The organism is Nostoc sp. DedQUE04, assembly GCF_034530995.1.
In the GTDB taxonomy this organism is placed as follows: domain Bacteria; phylum Cyanobacteriota; class Cyanobacteriia; order Cyanobacteriales; family Nostocaceae; genus Nostoc.
The window spans coordinates 18,177-44,568 of sequence record NZ_JAVRCA010000059.1 but is presented as its reverse complement, the minus strand read 5'-3'; the positions used below and the strand labels follow the sequence as shown (position 1 = coordinate 44,568).

Genomic DNA, 26,392 nt, shown 5'->3' with positions numbered 1-26,392 from the left:
ATCCAGCCAAGACGGAATTCGATCCAGAGTGCGCGAAACACTCAAACGTGAAGGCAAAATTCGATCCAGGGAAGACGGAATTCGATCCAGAGTGCGCGAAACACTCAAACGTGAAGGCAAAATTCGATCCAGAGTGCGCAAAATACTCAAACGTGAAGGCGTGGTGTACACACATCTCTAAAAATCCTACTCACCCAATATTTCTGTTCAAGTGAAAGTCCCACACTGAGCAAATATCCCGCCCGGAACTTTAGTTCCGGGCTGATAAGCGAAAGTCCTCTTTTAGAGGACTAAACTAAATTTCTTGTTTAGTCTTCTTTTAGAAGACTTTGGTTATGAGACTCGGAATTTATTCCGAGGCTAAAGTTCCGGGCTGATAAGCGAATACTTCTTACTCCTTACTTGCTCCCCCTGCCTCCCCTACTTAACCTGGCGGGGCTGCTTCTTCAAAGGGACGGATAATCGCCGGCGCTGGTGTCACTTCTGGTTTAAAGATTCCCTGCAATGCTTGTTCTAAGGTTTGCGCCATGACAATCCGGTTTTCGTAAGCTACTACTACTCGTACCAAGGTTGGCAGACTATTCTGTGTGGCTTCTAGATAAATTGGCTCGACATACAGCAGCGATTGCTGGATGGGAATTACTAGTAGATTACCTTGAATCGCTCTCGAACCCTGGCGATTCCATAAGGAAATTTGCTGAGAAATTACTGGATCTTGGTTAATCCGCGCCTCGATTTGCTCTGTTCCGTAAATCAGGCGTTCTTTAGGAAATACGTATAGCAGCAGCTTACCGTAGTTTTTGCCATCCGATCGCGCCGCTAACCAAGCGATTAAATTAGTCCGCTGTCTGGGAGTATAGGGTAAAAACAGAAGAAATTCTTCTCTACCAGAGGCTTCGCCAACAAAGTCTCCGGTGGGTAAACTAGTAATCAAATAATACGGCTCTACCGGACGAGGTTCGCTACCATAGATTTCATTCGGAATCTGCCACTGGTCTTCCCGGTTGTAAAATACTTGGGGGTCGGTCATGTGGTAAGTCATCAACCGCTCAGATTGAATTTTGAAAAAGTCCTCTGGATATCGGGTATGACTGCGGAGATTGACTGGCATTGTACTGAGCGGTTTGAACATATTGGGAAATATCGCTGACCAAGTGGCAATGATTGGATCGCTTCGATCGGCAATGTAAAACTTCACAGTGCCGTGATAGGCATCGATCGCTACTTTGATAGAATTGCGAATGTAATTGATACCATCGCTACCCGTGTCTGAATAGGGATAGCGATCGCTGGTTGTGTAAGCATCAACAATCCAATAAAGATAGCTGGGATTACTGGGGAAATCTTGATTAGCAGCAGCAGCAACTAAATAAGGGTCGCTGTCAAATTTGAGGAAGGGTGCGATCGCTTGAATTCTTTGCTTGACATTTCGTCGCAGTAGCACTTTTGTATCTGGCAAAAAGTCCCGCGTCAGCACCATCTGCCAATCTTTCAAATACATTGCAAATAGCCACCGTCGCCATATTGAACCGATTTCAACGCCACCTAGACCCTCGTAAGAGTTGTAAACATTATCACTACCGCTAGGGTAGTCTAGCTCTCTAACTCTTGTGCCAGTCATTACATAAGTATTCGTAATTTCACCGTAATAAATCCGGGGTTGCCCAATGGGAATACTTTCACGAACGGCTTGATTAGAAGTTGTGAGAGCGCTACTATTACCGCTAATATCTTTAACGAAATATTCTGGTAGACCACCCGGCCCAACTGTATTAACTGGACTAACAGTAAACCCGAAACCGTGGGTATAAATTAAATGACGATTAACCCATGTTTGAGCTTCCTGTGGTACGGCACTGTAGTCTAATTCTCGCGCGGCAATTAATACTTGCCGCCGTTCTGTTGAGTCAACTGCTTCCTGCTTAGGTTCTGGCGGCTGAGGCGAAGGTTCATCTGTTTTGAGAGTATATCGATCGATATCGGCATCGGGAAACCGATAATAGGGCCGAATTTGTTGCAGTTGACGGTTAGTTTCTAAAAGTGGTCGCTCATCCCAAAGGCGAATATTGCGAATTGTCGAGGCATTCTTTTGAATATCAACTTCAGTCAGTGTTCCTTGCGGGTTGAAGCTTCTAGAATCAATCGCCTCTAAATCGAATGCTTGACGAGTTAAGGCGATAGTCCGCTGAATGTAGGGTTGCTCTCGTTGCAACTCATTAGGTTGAACAATTAAATATTGCACCACAGTGGGTAAAACAACATCAGCAGCTACAACTAATACTAAATAAACCCCTAACCCATAAAAGAAAAAGCGACGATACCGAGATTTGGATTTCCAGAAAAACGTTCGCCAAAGGAGGTAAGTTGCGATCGCTACTGCCACAATCCCCAAAACGGTGTAAGCTGGCAACTGGACTGTCACATCGGTATAGCTAGCACCATAACTCACTCCCCGGCTAGAATACACCAGTTCATAGCGACTTTGCCAATAACTAAAAGCCACTACCAGCATCAACAAGCCACCCATACCGAATAAATGACGTTGTTGCTGGGGTGAAAAACCAGGGAAAATCCCCTGACTCAAACTATCTGCCGACAAAAGATAAGTGAGAGTAACGGCGACGAAGCCATACAAACATAAACCCATCAGCCAGAGTTCTAGCAGTTCCCAAAAAGGTAAGGAAAATACGTAAAAGCTGATATCTCGACCAAATAAAGGCTCAGTGCTGTTGAAAAGTGTAGGGTGCAAATATTCCAGCACCTTTGGCCAGTGTCGAAAGATGATAAAGGCAAAAATGGGACTGGAGAGAATTGCGATCGCAGTCAGTAAAAATTGCGGATAGATTAAAATGGCGATCGCTACTCCCCCAATTAAACCGAGATACCAGACTTGAGAGAGTATCTGCTTCAAAAGTTGCCAGATTGTCTCCAGTCGAAATAGAGCGGGAACGGGTAGAATAGCCTGATTAACTGGAGAATGCCAGTAGAAAAGAGCAATTTGACCATAGTGAGCCAACATTAACCCAATTAACAAGCTCAATATCAGAGTTAAGGGTAATAACCAGCGCAATTTTAATGCTTGAGGGCGTTGTGGCGTAAGTATCCGGGTTTCGTTGCGTCTTGGATAACTAGGACTGAGAAAATTTGTTAATTCACTGTTGAGTTCTGCTTGCTCAATCTTTAGAGACTGGGAATATTTTAGCCGTTGTGCTAAAACCAGGTTTAGCAGTAGATAGGCAGCAGTTATCCCAGCCACGACTACCCACAAAATACCACGAGTCAGCAGCCTCAACAAAAATACTTGCAGATAGCCGACTTCCCGAAACCAAAAAATCTCTGCTCCCAAACGGCAACCCAGATCCAACAGTAGCCACAGCCCAAAAAATCCGATTAATAGCCTAAAGCCCCATTTCCAATACATTGATATGTAATTTAAGAAGAACGCCAATTTTCTATTTGCAAACCGTTTACTCTTTGAAATTCTCGAACATTAGATGTTACAACAAAAAGCTAAACCACATCTAGTTTGCATATCTAAAATTTATATAATTTTTGTGGGGTGGGCAACATAAGCGCCGTAATTATGCGAGTAAATAACCCATCATTAAAACTCGATTTCGTTAGGTGGTAGCAGTTCGTCCCGGTAGGACTCAAAAATAATACTTTTTACTACACCTTGATGTTGCATAATAGTTTCTGGCCAAGTCATGGGTTTTGTTTCTAAGAAAGTAACAAAGACTTTGCTTTCAGTAATGCCTTGTGGTTTTTCAGCTAGTTCGATTTTGCCATTTTTATAAATTCCTTCAATGGTTCGTAGCATTGTTTTTACCTCCTCTCGAAATTCTAGTAGTACGGTGTACACACAAGTCTCAAATAGTTGATTAACTAAGGTTTTACCCCACCCTAACCCTCCCCTTATAAAGGGGAGGGAACCAAATTTCCTATTTCCCCCCTTTATAAGGGGGGATTAAGGGGGGTAATTCGACTTGTGTGTAAACCGTAGTCCGAAGAGTGGGAAGGGTACAATGAATTACCCGGACTTGATATAAATCCCAAAATGCTCCATCCTTAAACGTGATTTGTGCGATCGGCGATCGCTAACAATGTAGTTCCAGTTTAGAACATCGGAGTTCTCAGGGTAAGGCTGACGATGAGATGAACATTTAAGCAGTTAAATACCAGTAAAATAGTTCAATTACCGACAAGTGTTGTGTGGGCATTATAGCCAGTTGCTCTCGCCCGACAAGCGTGCTATACCAATCTTGTAGCCACTACAGCACTCTCACAACTGGCCCGCGCCAGGACAATAAAACGACGATGAATTCACTTGGATCTCAGTCGAAGGTTGAAGTACGAGATCGAGGGATGTCTCCTTTGAACAACCCCAAGGATTGGTCATGGCCATTCTGGGCTGCTGTCCCACTCTACCCCTACAGCAGGCGGCGGACAGTTCGTCAGGAAATAGTTCAGGATACTATCTGGACATTCGATCAGCTTCACGGCATTCTCTACACCATCGTGCCGATTCGTATGACTGTCGTCAAGCTTTTTGGCGGAGGACTTCTGGTTTATGCACCCGTTGCTCCCACAACTGAGTGTGTCCGCTTGGTTAATGAGTTGGTAGCAAAGCACGGTGAAGTTAAGTACATCTTACTGCCAACCAGTTCGGGTCTGGAGCATAAAGTCTTCGTTGGCCCCTTTGCTCGTCGCTTTCCTCAAGCACAAGTGTTTGTTGCCCCGCACCAGTGGAGTTTCCCGTTCAATCTGCCGCTTAGTTGGCTAGGTTTTCCCCAAAAACGAACTCAAGAACTCCCAGAGGACTCAAGCCTTGCTCCCTTCGCTCTGGAGTTTGACTATGCAATATTGGACATCGACTTGGGACGAGGATCTTTTGCAGAAGTTGCATTGTTTCACAAGCGATCGCGTACTCTGCTTGTAACTGATTCTATACTTTCTGTGCCAGTTGACCCACCAGAAATCCTCCAATTAGATCCTTATCCCTTACTGTTTCATGCCAGGGATAATGCCTGGGAGACAATCGAGGATAATGAAGACAACCGTCGCAAAGGATGGCAACGCATTTCACTGTTTGCGCTTTACTTCCGTCCAAGTGCTTTGGAAGTTGCTTCAGTCAAACAGATGTTTCGTGATGCTCTCAAAGCACCAGAGCGATCGCTAAAAACGTACTTTGGTTTATTTCCTTTTCGCTGGCAAGCAACCTGGAAGCAGGCATTCGACGCTCTACGAGGCCAGGGACGACCATTTGTCGCACCGATTTTGCAAATTCTCATTTTTCCTCAAGCACCAAAACAAGTCCTCAAATGGGCTGATACAGTTACAAGTTGGGATTTTCAGCAGATTATTCCCTGTCACTTTGAATCGCTAATTAAAGCAAATCCGCGTCAATTTCGGCAAGCATTTGCTTTTCTGGAAAAAAATCTTTCTTCTAGCGAAAGCCAGCCTTTATTGGAGGAAGACTTAAAATTTATTCAAGAACTTGAAGCGAGTCTAGTTAAACGCGGTATCGCAACGCCAGCTAAAGAGGATGTCTGAGAAATATCAAATATTTATCGATCCCCCCTAACCCCCTTAAAAAAGCTACGGTGTACACACATCTCTAAAAATCCTACCCACCCAATATTTCTGTTCAAGTGAAAGTCTCACACTGAGCAAATATCCTGCCCTGAACTAAAGTTCCGGGCTGATAAGCTAAAGTCCTCTAAAAGAGGACTAAACTAAATTTCTTGTTTAGTCCTCTTTTAGAGGACTTTGGTTATGAGACTCGGAATTTATTCCGAGGCGGGATAGATACACTGCACCAACACTTGTGTGTACACCGTAGCCTTAAAAAAGGGGGGAATAAGAGTCTTAAAGTCCCCCTTTTTAAGGGGGATTTAGGGGGATCTCCAAGGATTAGATGTATATAAAAGAACTTTTCAGACATCCTAATAAAGAGAATTTGTAATCAACTAGCTGAATTATTTAAAACCTCAGCGATCGCCTGGGAAATCGGTAAGCCAGGACAGCGTTCCAGCCAGAAGAACTCGCCAACTGGGTTAACTTCAAGGAATACATGACGACCATCAGGAGTCAAAATAATATCAAGCGCTCCATAGTTTAAACCAAATTCTGCCATGAGTTTGAGCAATTTCTCTTCGACATCTTCGGGCAAAGTGTATGACTCCCAAGCGTCGAGTAAGGCGATTCCCTGTTTGCGCCAGTCGTAACGTGCCTTATCCAAAGCTTGAGAATCAACCGCAGCCGTTAGCACGCGTTTACCAACAATAATTGTCCGCAATTCCAATGCTTTGGGAATCTTTTCTTGAAATGTCATTGGGCAGAAACGTAAACCATCAAGGTTATCTAGATCCTCTGAGGAAATTGGATTTGTAAACACAACTTTTTCTCGCCCTTGTTCATCATAAATAGCGAAAGAAGACAGCATTTTGGTAATCATTCCCTGCTGACACTCTTGGGCAAATTGCTTTACTGCTATCGGATTATTTGTAGTCAGAGTGCGAGGCGTATCTAGACCGATATCTCTTGCTATTTGTAATTGCAGTTGCTTATTTTCGGCTCGGCGAATATTTGGCAGAGGGTCAAGATGAAACCCCCTGATACTAGCAATCATTCCCTCAATGCTGACGCGAGATTCTTTCAGTGAGGCTTCTCTAAGTTGCCTGTCCATCGAGTTGGGAATTTTTGACCCAATTGCAATGCGCCGATACCAAACTGCTGACACTTCATTTAAATCTAATGTCTGGTCATCGACACTCAAAATCACTCGCTGACTACTACCATAGTAAATATCTAACTGCATTTCTGTGGGAAATCGGTCTGTGTCAAAACGAAATGCTTTCTTTCCTTGGGCTTCAATTGCCTGAATAACTAAAGGAATACTTTCGTTATCTTGGCTGTGAGTAATGATTAAAATAGTCACGTCGCTTCGCTCCGAATTCAAAATTCAAAATTCAAAATTCAAAATTAATAATCCCCATAAATAAATTCGCCTCGTTCCCAGTCTGAAGACTGGGAATGTATTGCCAGAGGCTCTACCTCTGGTCAAGCCACTGGAGGCGGAGCCTCCCAGGATGGATTCCCAGCCTGGAGGCTCTTAACCAGTCAGGGCAGGGGCTATATTTTAACTTAGTGCCATTCAGCCTTAACCCAAGCGTATTGGGTTATCAATTAGTTTGGAATTTTTAAGTATGAGCATTTTACTTCGGACTTGTTGAAAGTAGTGCAGATGCGATCGCAAAAGCAATTGGATAGTCCAAATCTCTCTCCAGCATTCCCCACTCTCCTGTAGGATTAATTTCTAAAAAAACATATTCTCCAGATGGCGTTTTAATTAAATCAAATGCTCCAAAAACCAGTCCAAACTTAGCCATAAAGGCATCCAAACAACGGATTAGTCGATCGGGTAATTGATGTGGTTGCCAGGTAAGAATCTTTTTTGTCTCGCGTCGCCAATCCTGGGTAGATGCTGCATATTCAGACGCATCTAGCGCCCCGACAAACAGATTGCCATTCACATATACTGCTCGTAGTTCTTGCTGTTTAGGAATTTGTTCTTGAAACATAACTGGACAATAGCGCAGTGTTTCAGCATCAAGTAAGTCTTCTTCTTTAACGACGCTGGTATACATGAAAAAAGAAGAGGCTTGCATCCCAGAAGAAAGAGGTCTGAGCAGCTTGACAATCATTTTTCCCTTAACTTGGTGGAAAAATTCTCGTGCTTCTTGAGGATTGTTGGTGACGAGAGTCCGAGGTATAACAAGACCTACTTCCGATGCAATCCGCAGTTGGCGTAACTTGTTTTCAGCTGCACTTATCCGGTGTAAATCATCCACCCACTTAGCTTGTCTCAGGCTGTCCCAAAAGCCATCTAAGACTGCGAGTGATTCATTAGAACAGGCTGCTTGAAATTGTGGAGCTAATTCTTGACCGAGATCGGGTTGCCAAATACGCCGCATCCATACTGCTTGCACTTGCTCGGTGTTGAGGGAGCGATCGTTATATATCAGTGAATGATTGCTACCAGAGTTACTTAAATTAGCTTGGAGTTGGAGTGCGATCGGAAACTTATCAGTATCAAGACGAAATGGCTGTGCGCCTAGTTTTGATACTGCTTCTGCAACTCTATCAATTGTAAAGTAATCACCGCTATGGGTGATTAATAAAACTACATCACGATCGAGGTGCATAAAATATTTTTATTAGTTTTTGCATTTTCACTATTGTTAACTGTTGAGAAAGCAAAATTTTAAACAAGTGAACTTAATTTTAATGAGAAGCCAACCCCTAGACGAAGTTGGCACTAACTGTATTTTTATACTGACAATAGTTTTAAAACCGCATCTTTGGTGTAATCAAAAGTATGCAGCTATACAGGTTTAGACGGCGAACTGTCATCATCGCCATCTGAAGGATACTTCTGAGTAACAGCGTATTCATCACTATCAGAAGGGTACTTCTTAGTTACTGCGCCATCTTCTTGATCGGATGGAAACTTCAGAGTTGTTACAAGTTCATCCTTATTCTTGTTTGTGGCATTATTACATTTACCACCGATAATCGCTTTTGAGTCTTCATCAGAAAGGTCTTCAAGGCTTTGCCCTTCCAAGAATCGAGCGAAGAATGGTACTGCTTGTGAATTCAACTTTTCTGGTTTGTTTTCAGACACAATCTTTCTCCTATAACAACTGAACTTAAATATCTCCTGTATTATATGACATATTACATACTAATATTTTTGCCAAAATAAGAGTTTATACATCAACTCACCCTCGAAATTGGCGAAGTTTGACTTACCAAAATAAGTATTAATTTATTCTTTAACAAATATTTACTTTTGTGTAATTATGCTTGTATAAAGTTAAAAATATAATAATTTTTCTTAAGTAAGTATAGACGGGGCGCAATTGTGAAACAGTATAGCAAGGGACTGGGGACTGGGGACTGGGGATGGTGGGGCAGGTAATTATCAAAAGATTCACTTAAATATCTTAATAATCATCCTTAAAAGCGCAACATTTCTAGGAATTATTTACTTCAAAATAATTCAAAATATTCTCTTTGCTCCCAGTTAGTCACCTGTTTTAAATAGTCTTCTGGTGGGCGATCGCCGACGGACTGCAAAAAGCGATTGTAAATTCAAATTGACCGACACCTCCTTCATTTTCTACACTCCTTAAAGGTAATCCCATTTCAACTAAGTTTTCTGCTAAAACGCGCAGTAAGTCGTGAATTTCTGGATTGTGGGATTCTAAAAGATATTGGAAACTATTCTCTACAGCGCTAACTTTAGCAGGTTCACCAGGTTTTCCAGAAGTACCAACATTAGCGATCGCTAACATTGGATCTTCTAACTTTGCCAGATACCACTCAACTTCTAAGCCGACAATATACTCCAATCCCCTTTGATGTAACTCTACCAATGATTGGCGCAAAATACCGCGACTGGAAAAGGGCATTACCTGACCATTTTGAAAGTACTCGTTACAGAGAATAAAACCAGTACGTTTTGCCCAAGGCAGAATTTTGAAGGTATCAGGGACAGGAACAGCCACAAGATTTGGCGCACCTGTCATCAAAGGCATATCTAAACTACCGCCAGGAACAAACGGGTTAAATACTATTGCATCACCAGTATCAAACAGGAATGTGCCTGTGCTGATTTGCATAGCGTTTTCTAAGGCGCTGAAAAATGTCTGCGGTAAGAGCGATTTGCTGCGAACAATCCCATGCTGGTCTGACCAAGCGGTACGAATCAACAATAGATCCCGTTCTTTGACAACAGCCTCAAGCTTTTTAGATGCTTCTTTTTGGATTTCTGTCCACAGGTGATGACGCTCAATAAATCCAGGCTTTTTCATTGCACACAAAAGGTCTTAAATTAACATGGAGCCATTCTGTTGACGCTTGACGAATATGACGATATTAACTAGAGTTATGCATGAGTTAAAGCGGTTTAAAGCTCAATTACTTTATTTGGTTGAAATATACATTTTGGCGTGAGAATATTAGCTTATATCATTGTGAAATAAGATTCGACAGTAATAATTTTATATTTGATAATAGCGTTTCCCGACCTGCTGAGGTACTGAGTAAATCACTAATAAAATTAGGTAAGCCTCTGCGTACCTTTGCGTTTGACTCTGCGCTCCTCTGCGTTTAAAAACATTATTTCTGTACCTCACGTAACTAGGAATTGCTATATACTTAACCGTAACATGATTGCGTGGTTTCCAACTTGTAGCTTCTAATTCAATACTCCTGACTTCCTTTTTTCATAAGTTAACCAATTTTTATCAATCATTGCAGAAGATGATTAAAAATTAAGATTCATTGAGTTTTCACTAACATCATGAAGGTGTAATAGAGTAAAAGTGAGAATTGGAGCGTTGACGTGGAGTTAGTAACTATACACAGACAGCCAGCAAGCATTCTTGGTTTAGCAGGGCAATCAATAGATGCTGCAACTGTTTCATTGGCATTTGAAGCGGGGATCAATTACTTTTTCTTTTACAATTTGGAATCGGAAAACTTCTTGGATGGCTTGAAATCTCTGTTGGTAGGAAAGCGTGAGCAGACCTTGATAGTAACAGGTAGTGAAAATCGGAATATAGAATCTTTACGCAATTACTTGGACTGCGTGCGCCATCGTTTAAATATCGCGCAAGTGGATGTATTTTTTGCTGAATATGTTTCCCCTGCTGATGACATAGGTCAACTTCAAGCGGTGCTTAACGAACTGCATTCTTGGAAAGATCAAAAACTCGTGCGTTATGTAGGAGTCACAACTCACAACCTACCTATTGCCAAACAATTAATTGAAGCACGTCACATTGATGTGCTGATGCTCCGCTATAATATGGCACATCGAAAAGCTGAAGAAGATGTTCTTCCCAGCGCTTCAAAGGCAGGTATTCCAGTAGTAGCGTTTACCTGTACTCGTTGGGGGTCATTACTTAAGGGGCATCCCAACTGGCAACAAAAACCACCACTAGCAGCAGACTGTTACCGAATGGCACTAAGCCATCGGGCAGTGTGTCTGGCACTCACAGCCCCAAAAAATAGGCAGCAATTACTGGAAAATCTTTCTGTGCTGCACTTACCCCAACTTTCGCAGCAGGAACTAACTCATTGGCAGGAGTATGGCGATTTAATTTATGGTACTGGACAAGACTCTTTTGATACTCAATGGATTTAAAATCCTGGTTATTGCTAGTGGTAAAGCAATTCATCTATAGTGCTATTTTTTCTTTAAACTGCTTACAAGGGTTCTGGATAACGCATATTTAATTTCACTAAATGTCTATTAATTAATTTTAATTTTTTAATATTTTACTCTCATCTAGTCAAAATATCTGCTGAAATGAAATTAATTATAGATAAATTTCTCAAAAAATTGATTGCATATTCACAGGTAATAAATGAGCAAGCGAGGCTGATTCTGATATGACAACCTGTAAAAATAGGAATTGGCACTCAGATTTATTAGAAGCTATTAGTATTATTGGAGTGCTTGCTCATGGCATATTTCCTTGTGAAAATCACGCCTTAGCCCAGATTACCCCTGATGGAACATTGGGTAATAACTCTTCAATAATCACTGGCAATGTCAATATCAAAGGTACTGCTGCTGACCGGATTGATGGTGGAGCAATTCGCGGTACAAACCTGTTCCATAGTTTCCAGGAATTCAATGTAAGTGAATTGCAGCGAGTTTATTTTGCCAATCCCACGGGAATCTCCAATATTCTCACACGGGTGACAGGAAGTAATATCTCGAATATTCTCGGTACATTGGGGGTGAATGGTAATGCAAATTTGTTTTTGATTAATCCCAATGGCATTTTATTTGGGAACAATGCACGACTAGATGTGGCGGGTTCGTTTGTGGCGAGTACGGCGAATTCTTTTGTGTTTGGCAATGGGTTGGAATTTAGTGCAACTAATCCTCAGACTCCTTCTGTATTACTAACAGTTAATCCTTCGGCTTTGCTATTCAATCAACTTCAGGCTGGCAGAATTGAAAACAGGTCAATTGCACCAGCAGGAGATAATATCTTTGGTCTACGAGTACCAGATGGTCGAAGTCTGCTATTAGTCGGTGGAGAAATTGCCATCAACGAAGGTAAATTGAATGCTCCGGGTGGGCGAGTGGAATTGGCAGGAGTTGCAGGTGAGGGGACAGTCGGACTGAATGTGGATGGTAATAATTTAAGTTTGATTGTTCCTGATAATCTAGCTAAAGCCGATATCTCACTTAGTAATCAAGCCTTAGTCAGTACCAGTGGCGAAGGTGGCGGCGCTATTCAGGTGTGGGGTAAAGGAGTTACAGTTAGTGGAGGTTCCAAGATTGAAGCCAGTACTTTAGGAGCATTACCTGGAAAAGGATTGAGTGTAAATGCTTCCGAATCAGTGCAAGTCGTTGGAGAATCACCTACTGGAATTCGCAGTGGTTTATTTGCTGAAAATTCTGGGACAGGAGATGCAGGAGACCTGACAATTAACACCAGACAGTTACAAATCTTAGCAGGAGGAAAGATTTCATCTAGTACAACGAATGCAGGTGTGGCAGGAAATTTGACTGTGAATGCCTCAGAATCAGTGCAAATAATCGGTATTCCAGATAATCCCAACTTAGGCTCTACTGGTATGTTTGCTGCATCTAATGGAGTAGGAGACGCCGGAGACATCACGATTAACACTAGACAGTTACTCATCCAAAATGGAGCCGGAATTATAACCGATAGCGAAGGTAAAGGGGTTGGAGGGAGTATAACAGTAAATGCCGAATCAGTGCAGCTAGTCGGTACTGCTATTCTTCCACAGTTTCCTAATAGATGGTATCCTAGCAGAATAAGTTCTAACGCCTATGACATAGGGCCCGCAGGAAAGATTACGATTAACACCAATCAGTTATTAATCCAAGATGGAGCAGCGATTTCAGCTCGAACTAGCAGTAGTGGGGCTGGAGGAAGCTTGACAGTCAATGCCTCCCAATCAGTTAAACTGATAGGATCTGCTACTAATAGTAATAGTTTATTTCCCTTTCCCAGCAGCTTGTTAACTCAAACATCGAGTACAGGAACAGCAGGAGATTTGGCAATTAATACCAATCAGTTGATTGTCCGAGATGGACAACTATCTGCCAGTACTTTTGGACAAGGGAATGCTGGCAATATAAACATTGAAACTATCACTATGAATATCATTGACAGTCAAGTGGGAAGCAGTGTTTATCGTAAAGGGTTTGCCGGAAATTTGACTATTCACGCTGCCGAGTCAGTGGAAATTAGCGGAAAAATCAAATCATTTACATCTAATATTGAAAATCCTGCTGGCTTATTTGCTCAGGTAAACCCTAGAGGTGAGGGTCGCGGTGGCAATTTGACCATTGAGACAAAACGCTTGAGTGTCAGTAATGGAGGTAAAGTGCAAGTCGCTACTTTTGGTCAAGGGGACGCTGGGAATCTCACAATTCGTGCTTCTGAGGTAGAGGTATTTGATACACCTATTGATAACCTCTATGCTACAGGTATCAATGCAGGTGTTGAAATAGACGCAGACGAAACAGTGATTCCACCCAGAGGCAACGGTGGCGATTTAACAATTGAAACCGATCGCTTGAGTGTGAGAGGTGGTGCAGTAGTATCGGTTGGAACTGCTGGAGTGGGCAATGCAGGTAAATTACGAATTCAGGCGTCGAAATCTGTAGAAGTCGTTGGCAAATCAGCAAATGGTAACTTTAACAGCCAAATCAGCGCTGCGGTGACGCCAGAAGGTACTGGTAGTGGGGGAAGTGTAAAGGTTGAAACTGAGCAGATGAGTGTCCGGGATGGAGGTGAAGTCACTGTCAGTAGTACTGGCGCAGGGACGGCAGGCAACCTTGACATCCAAGCTCGTTCTTTGAGCCTGGATAATCAAGGAGCGATCGCCGCCATAACCAGATCGGGGAATGGTGGTAATATTACCTTGAAGTTGCAAGACTTATTATTACTACGCAATCATAGTCAAATTTCTACCACTGCCGGCAGTAGCGAATTCGGTGGCGATGGCGGTAACATCACCATTAATAGCCCTTTCATTGTCGCCGTTCCTAAAGAAAATAGCGATATCAGCGCTAACGCCTTCACTGGAACTGGTGGTAGAGTTGACATTACAACCAATGGTATTTTCGGTATTCTCTTGCAAAACAGCCCAACCGAAAACAGTGACATTACAGCAAGCTCAGAATTGGGAGTGAGCGGGGAAGTAATTATCAACAGTCCAGATACTGACCCCAGTCGCGGTTTAATTCAACTACCCTCTAACCTTGTGGATGTATCCCAACAAATCGCCCAAGGTTGCACTCCTAAAAGAGGACAAAACGCCAGTAGCTTTATCGCCACCGGACGCGGTGGATTACCCCAAAGTCCGAATGAACCTTTGCGGGGACGAGCAGTAATTACTGGTTGGGTAGATTTGCCATCACAAGCAACAGCGATCGCGGATAATTTATCTACTGCAACTATGACCAAATCTAGCGATCCAATTGTGGAGGCTCAAGGATGGATTGTTGATGGTAACGGTGATATTATGCTTGTGGCTCAATCTGTGCAAAGTTCTTCTATTCCCTCTGCCATGTCTTGTAGTCAATGATTCGTTACTTCAATCGGCAGAGGAATTTCTATTGATCTAAGTATTTCTTCAGAAAAGTTATTACTTTTCACTACTCTTAGCAGAATAAAATTAGCCCAAAGCATTAAAGCGAATCGCTACAGCGATGACACAGCCTAAAAGACCCACCACCACAATCACTATACAAACTAACCTTGATTCAACAATTGCTGTTTGTGTGGGGATGGGAATTGCGATCGCAGCTTTTTGGGCAAATTGTGCTTCTGCCCAAATTACTCCCGATGCCACTCTACCTAATAATTCCACCATCAAACTAGAAGGTAACACCAGAATTATTGAAGGAGGAACCAGAGCGGGTGGCAATTTGTTCCACAGCTTTAGGGAGTTTTCCGTTCCCACTGCAAGCACTGCTTTCTTTAATAATGCTCTTGACATTCAAAACATCATTAGCAGGGTAACGGGTAAGTCAGTTTCTAACATTGATGGGTTAATTCGCACTAATGGTATAGCTAACCTATTTCTGATTAATCCGTCGGGGATTATTTTTGGTAAAAATGCCTCACTGAACATTGGTGGTTCTTTTGTGGCGACTACTGCCAATGCGATACAGTTTAGCAATCAAAGTTTTTTCAGTGCTGACAATCCAAATAGTCCTGCATTATTGACAGTCAATCCTTCAGCTTTTCTATTCAATCAAATTGCTGCTGCGCCGATTCAAAATAACTCACTCGCACCAGCAGGATTAAATCAGTCCGGCTTTAATGTCTTTGGTCTACGTGTAGTAGATGGTCGAAGTTTGCTGCTAGTGGGTGGCAACATCAGCATGGATGGTGGAAGGTTAAATGCTTTTGGTGGGAGGGTTGAGTTAGGAGGATTGGCGGGTGCAGGAACAGTTAATTTAAATAATATAGATGGTAGTAATTTGAGTTTGAATCTTCCTGAAGATATAGCATGGGCAGATGTATCACTGATCGACGGAGCCAACGTAAATGTCTCTGCTGACAAGGGGGGAAGTATCGCCATCAACGCTCGAAACATAGAGGTTTTGGGAGCAAGTTGGCTACTAGCTGGAATAGCACCAGGGTTAGGTTCTGCAAGTAGTCAGGCAGGAGATTTAACGCTGAATGCCACAGGCACGATTCGAGGTGGGCAGGCTAGCAGAATTTTAAATATCGTAAACTCTAATGGTAAAGGTAGTGCTGGCAACCTTAACATCATCGCAGATTCACTATTTTTAACTGATGGCACCCAATTGTCTGGCAGCGTTTTTGGACAAGGGAATGCAGGTAATATTTCCATTCAAGCTGAAGATATCTCTTTTGATGGAGTGGATAATAATGGTTTTTCTAGTGGTGCATTTAGTGCTGTAGAACCAGGTGCAACAGGAAAAGGAAGCACTATCAGTATTACAAGTGGATCGCTGGCTTTAACTAATGGCGCTCGATTGAATTCGGGCAACGGTGGTAACATTAGTGTAACAACTGGGTCACTCTCCCTAACCAATGGCGCTCGAGTGTCTGCTAGCACTCGTGACCGAGGAGATACAGGCAATATCTTCATTGATGCTAGAAATAATATCGTCTTGGATGGAGTAGAAGGTAATAACTTTTTCAGTGGAGTATTTAATGAGGTCTTAAGTGGATCTGTTGGTGATGGAGGCAGCATTAGTGTGGCAACTGGGTCACTATTGGCAAGTAATGGCGCTAGATTAACCGCTAGTACCTCTGGTCTAGGAAATGCAGGTAATGTGTTGATTGATGCCCGTGATACTGTCTCACTTGATGGTCGTGGTACAGGTATTTTCAGTAATGTGACAAATAGGGGTAATGGTGGGAATGTTACCGTCATTACCGGAACCCTATCTGTCACCAATAACGCTCAACTGAGTACAAGTACCTTCTTCAAAGGCGATGCAGGCAATATTAGTATTGACGCTCGTAATCGAATCTCTTTTGATGGCAGAGATACAGGTGCTTTCAGCAGAGTCGAAAAACTCGGCGAAGGTAATGCTGGGAAAGTCAATATTACTACCAATGGCTCGCTGTTTGTCACTAATAGTGCTAAATTGAGTGCGGACGTTCTTGGGCGTGGGAATGCAGGCAATGTGACGATTAAGGCTCAGGATCGTGTCTCTTTTGATGGAGTAGACAGCGTTGTTTCTAGCGCAGTCAGACCTGGAGCAGAAGAAGGCAAGGGTGGGAATGTGACTGGAAATGTGACTATCACTGCCAGGGCTGTTTCTGTTACCAATGGGGCACAAATAGTCGCAAACACTGCAAACACTGAAGGACGAGGGGATGCTGGCAGTATAACGATAAACGCCCGTGATACAGTCTCTTTTGATGGAGTAGACAGCGTTGCTTCTAGCGCAGTCAGACCTGGAGCAGAAGGCAAGGCTGGGAATGTGACTATCACTGCCAGGGCTGTTTCTGTTACCAATGGGGCACGAATATTTGCAAACACTGAAGGACGAGGGGATGCTGGCAGTATAACGATAAACGCCCGTGATACAGTCTCTTTTGAAGGTGAAGGGGTCAGTGATGATGGGCAGCGTCGTAGCAGTGATGCTATCACCGCAGTGCAAAAAGGAGCAGTGGGCAACGCTGGGGACATCACTATTAATACTGACTCACTATATATCACTAATGGAGCTAGATTAGTGAGCATCGCTGAAGGTCAAGGGAATGCAGGCAGCGTCACAATTAACGCCCGTGATGCTGTTTATTTCAGTGGAATAGGTAGTAATGGACATTCCAGTAGTATATTCAGCAACTCAGCATCTGAACTAGCGGGCAAGAGTGGGGATATCACTATTACTACCGGATCGCTGTCTGCAACAGATGGGGCTTTCCTAACAGTCAGTACTGCAGGACAAGAAGGTGCAGGAAATGTGAGGATTGAGGCTCGCAATACCGTCTCCTTGAGCAAAGACGCTTTATTGTCTGCTAGTACCTTTGGGCAAGGAAATGCAGGCAGTGTGACGATTAAAGCTAAAGAGCGCTTTTCCTTGACAAACAACGCAAAAGTCGCCACCGTAGTTTACCCTGGAGCATCGGGTAAGGCTGGGGGCATTACCGTCATCACGGGGTCGCTATTGATCGCCGATGGAGCAAAATTAACTACCACTACTGAGGGACTTGGACAGGGGACAGCAGGTGATATAGGAGTTACAGCCAGTTTGATTTTTCTTAACAATAAAGGCAGTATTCAAGCTACGACTGCCTCAGGCAATGGCGGCAGTATCTACTTGAATGTGCGGGACTTATTACTCTTGCGTCGAGACAGTCAAATCTCCACTACTGCGGGCACTACACAAGGTGGTGGTGATGGCGGTAATATCATTATCAATAACCTCCCAAATTACCGAGGCTTTGTCGTTGCCGTCCCCAATGAAAATAGCGATATCACTGCCAACGCTTTCGAGGGTAGCGGCGGGAAAGTTATTGTCAACTCTACTGGCATCTTTGGGCTACAGCCGCGCAGTCGGCAAGAGCTTGAGCAGCAGTTGCAAACAACCGACCCGAAAAAGCTAAATCCTAATCAGTTACCAACAAGTGATATCACTGCCATCTCCCAAACCAACCCTTCCTTAAATGGTGAGATAAATCTCAACACACCTGATACTGACCCCAGTCGCGGCTTAATTCAACTACCCTCTAACCTCATAGATGCATCCCGACAAATCGCTCAAGGTTGCACTCCTAAAAGAGGACAAAACGCTAGTCGTTTTATCGCCACTGGACGCGGTGGATTACCCCAAAGTCCAAATGAACCGTTGCAAGGACGAGCAGTAATTACTGGTTGGGTAGATTTGCCATCACAAGCAACAGCGATCGCGGATAATTTATCTACTGCAACTATGACCAAATCTAGCAACCCAATTGTGGAGGCTCAAGGATGGATCGTTGATGGTAACGGTGATATTATGCTTGTGGCTCAATCTGGGCAAAGTTCTTCTATTCCCTCTGCTATGTCCTGTAGTCAATAATTCGTTACTCCAAGAATCGGGGGAGGAATTACGATGAAACTCAAGAGTTATAAAAATAATCAGTGGCAACAGATATATAACGGATGCAACAGATGGTTCATTCGTTTCTTTAAAAACCATAATTTATCTGTTTTCATCCTCTTGGTTGTGGTGACAGCTTTTTTGTGCGTTACTGCTTTTCCTGTTGCTGCAACTATAGAGACACAACATATCGCAACTTTTGGAATCTCAATCCAAAATCGGACTGCACAAACACAAGACTTGCTGCAACAGGGTAAAGTGCTGTATGAGGCAGGACAATTTGCAGAAGCGGTTAAAGTTTTGCAACAAGCAGTTAAAAGTTTTGGCAGCCAAGGCAATGAATTGCAGCAAGCTGTAGCATTAAGTAATTTGGCGTTGGCATATCAAAAACTGGGTAATTTACCACCAGCACAACAGGCAATTACAGATAGCTTGAAGTTGCTCGAAAAATCCTCTAATTCCCAAAATCTTCAGGTTTTGGCTCCAATTCTAGATATTCAAGGTAGTATTCAACTAGACTTGGGACAAGCTGAACAGGCACTCAACACCTGGCAACGTGCGGAAGTTAGCTATAAGCAATTAGGCGATCGCAATGGCATTATCCGCGATCGCATCAATCAAGCACAAGCATGGCAAGTTTTGGGATTTTACCGTCGGGCTTTGACGATCTTGACTCAATTGCAGCAAGAGTTACAATCAAAACCTAATTCAGTTAGTAAAGCAGTAGAATTACGGTCTTTTGGGAATGCTCTGCAATTAGCCGGAGATTTGAATCAATCTCGTCAAGTATTACAGCAAAGTTTGTCAATTGCCCAAAAATTGGATTCTCCCCAGGATGTGAGTGCGGCTTTATTTAGTTTAGGCAACACGGCACAAGTACAGCAAGATTTTAAAGGTGCAATAGAGTTTTATCAGCAAGCTGCTGCGATCGCTCCTCACCCGATTAGCAAAGTTCAGGCTCAAGTTAATCAGTTGAATTTACTAGTGAACGCGGGACAAACAGCCGCCGTGCAGACACTATTGCCGCAAATCCAAACTCAACTGGCACAACTACCTGCTTCTGTGACAACTATTTATGCGCAGATTAATCTAGCTCAAAGCTTAATGAAATTCGGAACTATACCCGAAGCGATCGCTCAAATCTGCGCCAGAGCCTTGCAACAAGCTGAAAATTTAGCAGATAAACGAGCCGAGAGCTTTGCCCTTGGTACTCTAGGCAGTGTATACGAACAAACTAAGCAATGGTCAATTGCCCAGAACCTCACCCAACAAGCACTGAACATCGCCCAAACAATTAATGCCCCAGATATCGCTTATCGTTGGCATTGGCAGTTAGGGCGCTTGTTAAAACAGCAGGGAGAGATTGAGGGCGCTATTGCCAGCTATGATACTGCGATCGGTGAGTTGCAGACTCTCCGTAGTGACTTAGTAGTTGTGAATCGAGATGTCCAGTTTTCCTTTAAAGAAAGTGTAGAACCTGTATATCGAGAGTCCGTAGAATTATTGTTGCAGTTTCAGCAAACTCATCCGAGCGAACCAATCCTAGACAAAGCTAGACAGAGGATTGAAGCACTGCAACTAGCGGAATTAGACGACTTTTTCCGGGAAGCTTGCATTAATGCCAAAACTGTTTTGCTTGACACAGTGGTAGATAAAGATAATCCCACAGCCGCGATCGTTTATCCAATTATTTTACCCGATCGACTCCAAGTGATTGTCAAAATTCCTAAACAACCACTGCGTAATTATACAGTAAATAAGCCCCAGAATGAGGTAGAAGGTACTATAAAACAACTCAGAGAGTATCTCTTAGAACCCGATCGCAATGAAGAAGTGCAGGCGCTATCACAGGAAGTCTATGGGTGGTTAATCAAAGAAATTGAGTCAGATTTAAAAGATAGTGGCGTCAAAACCCTTGTATTTGTACTGGATGGCATATTGCGAAATGTGCCAATGGCTATATTGTATGACGGTCAGCAATATTTGGTAGAAAAATACGCTGTAGCACTCAGCTTAGGACTCCAGTTACTCGCACTCAAACCCTTGACACAAACAAAACTCAATGTACTAGCTGCCGGGTTAATGCAACCACCACAAGGCTTTAAACAGCAATTTCCACCGCTACCAGAAATTAAATCAGAATTCGACTCTATTTCCCAAGCGATCGCCTCTACCACCCAGTTACTAGATCGAGACTTCAACAGCAAAAACCTAGAGAGTAAGGTAAATACTGTGCCATTTAATGTGTTACATCTGGCAACCCACGGTCAATTTAGTTCCAATGTTGAGAATACTTTTATACTTGCAAACGATGGGCCGATCAATGTTACGCAATTTGATAGCTTGTTGCGCCGGCGAGATCGAACTCGCTCAGAAGCCTTGGAAATGCTGGTGTTAAGTGCTTGCCAAACTGCTACTGGTGACAATCGCGCCACGCTAGGGCTAGCAGGAGCATCCGTGAAAGCTGGCGCCCGTAGTACCTTGGCTTCACTATGGCATATCAGCGATAAATCTACTGCTATCTTAATTGGGGAATTTTATCGTGAGTTAGTTAAAAATGAGGTGACAAAGGCTGAAGCCTTGCGTCGTGCCCAAATAAAGTTGTTAAAAGATTATCCCAATTACAGTCGTCCTGGCTACTGGGCACCTTATGTTTTAGTTGGTAACTGGCTTTGACAAATTCTACTCATTTATTGAAGTTTCTAGAGGTTGCCCTTTTGGAGTGTGACAAAAGCTGTTCATGAGCGATCGCTCAAACCGAATTTGCCTGACGACTTTTGCAAAAGGTCTATTGCTCTGCTGTGCTACTTTGCATTAGCTTGGCAACATTTTATCAAAGGTTGTTTAGCTAAATTCTCTAAATCTACGGATTGAAGCAAATTCATCCACTCCACCGCTAGAGTTGGATCTTCAGGTTTGCTAAGACGTAATTCAGCTAAAGTAGTTAAGGCATCGAACCAAATACCATTTTCGGCATAAAGGTTTACCCGTTGCTGAGGAGTTGCTTGCTTCAAGCTATCTACTAATTGAGGATTTGGATTGACTCGTTGCACCCATCCTTCCACATACTCTCGTTCTGGAGGTTGTTGTGGATTGCAAATGACTTTTATCTTAAAAAACCAGTGATACATCTTGTCTACTTGCAATGGAGAAGCATTTGCGTTTAAGCGAATGCTAACAATTCCTGGTGTTTCTGGTATTGTTACTATTGTTCGGTAAAGAGTTTGACTTGATTTACCTGACTCATCTTTGACAACAAATTCAATAGAATCAATTAGAGACTTTTGATAGGGGACAAAAAACCAAAAAGTTGGATATTCCTCATTCGTCAAGCCCCAAACTTTAGTAACAGAAACAGCTTCTGTTTTTCCTTGATTGACTGTCTCTTTATATATAGGTACAAGTCCAACTACAGACTGATTCCCAACGCCACAACCGCGACTTGCAGCCCCTCCGCGATCGCCTGCTGCACCCCTGTCTGGAGGAGGCGGAGGAGGCGAAAATTTCTTAGGAGTAGCCGCCGCAACTGGTGTCATCCAAATCATTGGAGAATAGCCGATAATTCCCCACAAAGTCATTCCCACTGCCGCGATTAATTGCATTTTTTGCCAATAGCTTTTCATCTGAATTCTGACTCCTGAATTCTGACTTGTTAAATATTAGTTTTTAAATTTCATGTTTAAGTAAGTTGTAGCTATTAAACTATTAACTACTAAAGCCAACATAGCAGGAATTAGCGGAACCCAACAACTATATACAATTAAAAATATAAAACAGCTAACGTATAAACTAATAATGGCTATTCCTCCTGCCAAACTTAAGTAAATGAATCGGTGCAGATAAGCAGTAAATAAACCGCCTAAAAAAGACCAACCCCAAACCCAAATTACCTCACCCCAAAGCGGCCAAGTCCACAACAGAGGTTTTCCGTCCAAAGCAGCACTGAGCAGTTGACTGACCATCTGGGCTTGTAAAAATACTCCTGGTATTGCCTGTAATTTTCCTTGAGGAGTGATGTAGGGAGTTAACCAGTAATCACCAAAAGTTTCTGCTGTTGTGCCAATAATTACTATTTTGCCTTTGACTGCATTGGCATTTAGCTTACCCCTTAACACTTGTTGTAAGGTCATACTTGGTGCAATCGCTTCTGGTGAAGGAGAAGAACGATAATTTAATAAAATTTGGTGTCCAAAAGCATCAACCCTTTGATAACCTCCTGCATGAGCTTCTATTGGTTTAAATGTCACCTTCCCTAATTGCCATGCGCCATCAGGGGTAAATTGCAACCGAATTCCTTTCGTATACAGGTAACGCAGCGCCAGTTGAACGTTCAAGGCATAGGGCGCAGTACAAGGAGATGAGGGCGCAGGAGTTAACGCTAACAGCTGGCGACGCACGACATTATCTGAATCTACGGCAATATCGCTAAAACCGAGATTATGTGAAGAAACTTCTGGGGGTGGTTTTACACCTGGTTTTCCGGTTTGGGAATCGCTGAGTTGACACACCCCGACAAAGCGATCGCTTTTTCGCATCCTTTTTGCCAATGCTGAATAATCCTTATCCACTGGATAATCTCGGTATATATCCAAACCAATAACTTGTGCTTGATATGCCTCTAATTTTTCTAACAGTTGGGCAAGTGATTTGTCTGACAACGAACCTTGAGGTTTTTCCGGTTTTTGCGCCTGGACATCTTCTTCAGTTACAGTGACAATCAGCAGGCGTGAGTCTGGTTTTTCAGGAGGGCGCAAGCGTACCAGTTGGTCAAATGCACTTAACTCTAATGTTTGCAGCACGCCCAAATACCTGATCCCGATTAATATTACGGTTACTACCATGCTCGTCAGTAATATTAATGAAAAGCCAAGCCGATTTGTGGTTCTTCTAACAGGCGTGGTTTGAGACAATGATGCAGGAAGATTGGGTGGATTTCTAAACAATTCCCGCCAATTCAACGGCATCTCAGCCGGATTTTGAAAGATCACAGGCAACCATGTAGCACAGGGAAATTGGTTTTCTAGTCCCTGTAACCTTTCTCGTGCTTCCCTGACGGCTAAATATATCGAGCCTCCCCGCGCAAAGGCTTCTAAAAAATACTTTAAAAACTGTTGCGCGACGCGATCGGGTACAGGCTCTCGCATCACGATAATTTGGGGAATATGTAAATCTGCAAACTCCCAGGCCAATCCCAAGCCATCACAAGAATTGAAAATCGCTAGTTTTAGACCTCGTTCTACTGCCTTTTTCAAGGCATACTTTAACTGGCTAATTGTTAGACTTTCAGTTTGATTGATATAGATTTTTCCGGTTTGATTCGTTTCCTGAGTGGAACTATGTCCGGCGAAAAATAGAATCTGCCAATTCTGCTCCCATAGCTGATCGGTAAGGTCAAGGCATTGTGGTTCAACTAAAAAAGTTATATCTGTATTGGGTAACAAATTAAGTAGCGCTTGGTCTGCTTTGGTATCAATACCTTGACTGTTACCCAAAATCGCTAAGATTTTTACTTTATCGGATGTAGTTGCTATGCGGTTAAGGTTGACTTGTTCGTAGCCAGGAGCGCTCAAGGCGATTTCCGCCTGGGGATAGCGTTCTATCAAATCCCAAAGATGCCAGGGAAATTTCTGTAATCGCAGGTCTTTGGTTTGTAAAAGCATCCGAATATTATCCGCAAGCATGAGTTTTTCTAACAATTTCTCGCGGATGGAACGAAAGGAATCGGAAGCAAGCCAAGTATTAAAACTTACTTTAAATTCCTCACTCACCTGCTGGCAGTATTCGAGGCTAGGGGCTTGGGTAAGTTCTTTAGCTAAACCAATCGGACGAGATGGCAGCCTTAAATTACGATAAATAGATTGCCAACGGTGATAATCGCGAAGAATTTCCGGGTTGGGGGGAAGTTCGCCTGTGATTTCCACAGTCGGGCGGACATTTTCATCGCCAATCTGTAGAGTCACGGTAAACCCTTGTTCAAAGTTTCCCTCCCCTAACTTTAAGATGATTAACTTGTCCACAGCTAGTTCTCCCTAGATGTTGAGTACACCCGTAGGGGCAGGGCACTGACCATTGGTGTCAACTTCAGCTTAAACGCTTGTTGCACATATGTTTTACCCCACCCTAACCCTCCCCTTGTAAAGGGGAGGGAACTGGATTTCCGGCTTCTCTTCTTTGCAAGGTTAGTTAGTGGGCGACAATTCTCCAGCCCCTTTAAGAGGGAATTCGATTTCCGGCTTCCCCCCAATACACGGGGGGATTGAGGGGGGTAATTTGACTTGTGTGTACACCGTAGCCGTGGTAAGAGGAGGGACGGTTTTGGGTTTAGACAAAACCGAGGTGAGGTGACGCTGTGAGTAACCATAAGTGAATGAACTCAATATCACGTCTTGACAAGGTTTCACGTTAAATTGACACCTATGGGCACTGCCGTGCCCTTACACCCTGCTATATATATCTTGGTTGCTAACTAGGTTGTTGTGTGTAGTAAAATTCAGTTTAAGAGTAAATAATAGAAGCTAACCGTGAAGATTTTTGAAGGTAAAACTTAAAACCGCAAAATCTCTCGCTCATAGTCTTCAGGTGTGGGTTCTATTTCCCAAACCAATCCTTCTCCTAGTTCCAAAATTACTTCCAAATACAACATATCTACAGGAGTTGTTGCTGTATCTTGATTATTTTCAAAAGCTTGTAAGTCTTCCGTTAGTAGTCGGAGCTTAAACCCAGCCGGAATTTGACCATCAACAGTTGTACTTCGCAATTCAAAACGCCAAACATAATCCTCAGAAGTGCTTTTTGGGAAAATGCGTAACTCGTATGTTTGCTCTGCAACTTTTATTCGCCGAGACAAACCGAGAACTGGTTCTGCACTCCGCATTCCGGCAGGTACTACAACGAATTCTCTTTTTTCCCATCCCCACTGTTGAGCTAAATTAGTTACCCCTGTCTGCAACCATTGCGGAATCGATCGCTGTATGAGTAAACCCTGACGCAGTTCATACAACTTTTTTTGCCAACCGCTATGTGCCAAGAGCGCACCCCAGAGTGAAAATGGAAGTGCTAAACGTGGGAATTTTACATTGCGATCGCCCAACCTTTCTAAAAGGTTTTCTGCCTGGGTTTTGCTAATAGAATCTATTGGTGCAATCTCAGCACGTAAGGCTTCTGAGCGATCGAGTTGGCGTGTAACCCACAGCACATTAATATCTGGAATTAAATCTTCACTTTCCAAGCTGTAAGTGCGATCGCCAGCATCGTAAACTCCTTTTGTTTTCAGAATTTGATGGGTTGTGTAACCAAAAATTTTTATCCAGCCATCATCGGGATTAACTTGTACTGCTATGTAATAATCAGCAATCCACTCTGGTATATCTATCCATTCTTGCGGTACGCGTAATTCATCGTCATCCATCGCCAGGGTGGGAATTAATACCAGGCGATCGCGCTCGAAACTAATAGCTGTGCCATTGACTACTTCCCAAAAACTCGGCAATGCCGCACTGTTAGGATAAACCCTGGCGGTGGGAGCAATTTCCTCCTGGAACCAAGGCAAAAATGCTTGCAAGCATTTTTGATTTATCCACCCACGTTGACAAGTACCAGCTGTTGAGTATGGTTGTTCTTGCACTTCTGGAAATTTAGTAATTTCCAAGTATAAATGCTGTGAGTCAATAGTGAATGGGGGAGGTGAATTCAACATAAATAATTTTAGAATGGCTCCATATAAAGACCATATTAGGGAGAGGGGAGAGACAA

General features: G+C 43.0%; 14 protein-coding genes. 5 read left to right on the top strand and 9 right to left on the bottom strand.

What is annotated here, in order from left to right:
• Positions 1-424: 424 nt before the first annotated feature.
• Complete coding sequence (locus RM049_RS30055; protein WP_322706765.1) at positions 425-3,421, bottom strand: UPF0182 family protein; 2,997 nt, start codon at positions 3,419-3,421, stop codon at positions 425-427.
• Between the two features lie 183 nt (positions 3,422-3,604).
• Entirely contained in the window at positions 3,605-3,820 is a 216-nt protein-coding gene (locus RM049_RS30050) for a hypothetical protein (RefSeq protein ID WP_322706764.1), read from the bottom strand.
• Positions 3,821-4,365: 545 nt separating this feature from the next.
• Here RM049_RS30050 and RM049_RS30045 point away from each other — a divergent pair.
• On the top strand, positions 4,366-5,553 hold the full coding sequence (locus RM049_RS30045; RefSeq protein WP_322706779.1) for a DUF4336 domain-containing protein: 1,188 nt from the start codon (positions 4,366-4,368) through the stop codon (positions 5,551-5,553).
• Between the two features lie 412 nt (positions 5,554-5,965).
• On the opposite strand, the gene RM049_RS30040 is transcribed toward RM049_RS30045, so the two are convergent.
• The 4 genes from RM049_RS30040 to RM049_RS30025 all read right to left on the bottom strand — a co-directional run bounded on the left by RM049_RS30040 (position 5,966) and on the right by RM049_RS30025 (position 9,878).
• Positions 5,966-6,940, bottom strand: coding sequence for an MvdD family ATP-grasp ribosomal peptide maturase (locus RM049_RS30040; protein ID WP_322706763.1), 975 nt, complete (start codon positions 6,938-6,940; stop codon positions 5,966-5,968).
• A gap of 277 nt (positions 6,941-7,217) precedes the next feature.
• A complete protein-coding gene (locus RM049_RS30035) occupies positions 7,218-8,207 on the bottom strand; it encodes an MvdC family ATP-grasp ribosomal peptide maturase (protein WP_322706762.1) in 990 nt (329 codons plus the stop codon).
• 179 nt (positions 8,208-8,386) lie between these two features.
• Positions 8,387-8,686, bottom strand: a complete 300-nt coding sequence (locus RM049_RS30030; protein WP_322671241.1) for a microviridin/marinostatin family tricyclic proteinase inhibitor — start codon at positions 8,684-8,686, stop codon at positions 8,387-8,389.
• A gap of 415 nt (positions 8,687-9,101) precedes the next feature.
• The gene (locus RM049_RS30025; protein ID WP_322706761.1) at positions 9,102-9,878 is read right to left on the bottom strand and encodes a hypothetical protein; all 777 of its coding nucleotides are present in this window, start codon (positions 9,876-9,878) and stop codon (positions 9,102-9,104) included.
• Positions 9,879-10,411: 533 nt separating this feature from the next.
• Here RM049_RS30025 and RM049_RS30020 point away from each other — a divergent pair.
• The 4 genes from RM049_RS30020 (at position 10,412) to RM049_RS30005 (ending at position 21,316) form a co-directional block, all read left to right on the top strand.
• Complete coding sequence (locus RM049_RS30020) at positions 10,412-11,215, top strand: aldo/keto reductase (protein ID WP_322706760.1); 804 nt, start codon at positions 10,412-10,414, stop codon at positions 11,213-11,215.
• Positions 11,216-11,463: 248 nt separating this feature from the next.
• Positions 11,464-14,652 (top strand): S-layer family protein, encoded by a 3,189-nt coding sequence (locus RM049_RS30015; protein ID WP_322706759.1) that lies wholly within the window; start codon positions 11,464-11,466, stop codon positions 14,650-14,652.
• 124 nt (positions 14,653-14,776) lie between these two features.
• Positions 14,777-18,619 carry a filamentous hemagglutinin N-terminal domain-containing protein gene (locus RM049_RS30010; protein WP_322706758.1) on the top strand — a complete coding sequence of 1,281 codons (3,843 nt, stop codon included), beginning with the start codon at positions 14,777-14,779 and terminating at the stop codon, positions 18,617-18,619.
• A 33-nt stretch (positions 18,620-18,652) separates the two neighbouring features.
• Complete coding sequence (locus RM049_RS30005) at positions 18,653-21,316, top strand: CHAT domain-containing protein (protein WP_322706757.1); 2,664 nt, start codon at positions 18,653-18,655, stop codon at positions 21,314-21,316.
• A gap of 128 nt (positions 21,317-21,444) precedes the next feature.
• Here RM049_RS30005 and RM049_RS30000 read toward each other — a convergent pair whose 3' ends face one another.
• From RM049_RS30000 to RM049_RS29990, 3 genes are all read right to left on the bottom strand, one after another.
• Positions 21,445-22,263 carry a DUF928 domain-containing protein gene (locus RM049_RS30000; RefSeq protein ID WP_322671235.1) on the bottom strand — a complete coding sequence of 273 codons (819 nt, stop codon included), beginning with the start codon at positions 22,261-22,263 and terminating at the stop codon, positions 21,445-21,447.
• Between the two features lie 36 nt (positions 22,264-22,299).
• Positions 22,300-24,657: a CHASE2 domain-containing protein gene (locus tag RM049_RS29995; RefSeq protein ID WP_322706756.1), complete on the bottom strand. Its 2,358-nt coding sequence runs from the start codon at positions 24,655-24,657 to the stop codon at positions 22,300-22,302.
• A 527-nt stretch (positions 24,658-25,184) separates the two neighbouring features.
• The gene (locus tag RM049_RS29990) at positions 25,185-26,336 is read right to left on the bottom strand and encodes a DUF1822 family protein (protein WP_322706755.1); all 1,152 of its coding nucleotides are present in this window, start codon (positions 26,334-26,336) and stop codon (positions 25,185-25,187) included.
• Positions 26,337-26,392: the final 56 nt, after the last annotated feature.

Bases quoted from the DNA above. Each gene is read 5' to 3' on its own strand.
- RM049_RS29990 (WP_322706755.1), bottom strand. From the start codon at position 26,336: ATGTTGAATTCACCTCCCCCATTCACTATTGACTCACAGCATTTATAC.
- RM049_RS30045 (WP_322706779.1), top strand. From the start codon at position 4,366: ATGTCTCCTTTGAACAACCCCAAGGATTGGTCATGGCCATTCTGGGCT.
- RM049_RS30025 (WP_322706761.1), bottom strand. From the start codon at position 9,878: ATGAAAAAGCCTGGATTTATTGAGCGTCATCACCTGTGGACAGAAATC.
- RM049_RS30035 (WP_322706762.1), bottom strand. From the start codon at position 8,207: ATGCACCTCGATCGTGATGTAGTTTTATTAATCACCCATAGCGGTGAT.
- RM049_RS30015 (WP_322706759.1), top strand. From the start codon at position 11,464: ATGACAACCTGTAAAAATAGGAATTGGCACTCAGATTTATTAGAAGCT.
- RM049_RS30010 (WP_322706758.1), top strand. From the start codon at position 14,777: ATGACACAGCCTAAAAGACCCACCACCACAATCACTATACAAACTAAC.
- RM049_RS30050 (WP_322706764.1), bottom strand. From the start codon at position 3,820: ATGCTACGAACCATTGAAGGAATTTATAAAAATGGCAAAATCGAACTA.
- RM049_RS30055 (WP_322706765.1), bottom strand. From the start codon at position 3,421: ATGTATTGGAAATGGGGCTTTAGGCTATTAATCGGATTTTTTGGGCTG.
- RM049_RS30005 (WP_322706757.1), top strand. From the start codon at position 18,653: ATGAAACTCAAGAGTTATAAAAATAATCAGTGGCAACAGATATATAAC.
- RM049_RS30000 (WP_322671235.1), bottom strand. From the start codon at position 22,263: ATGAAAAGCTATTGGCAAAAAATGCAATTAATCGCGGCAGTGGGAATG.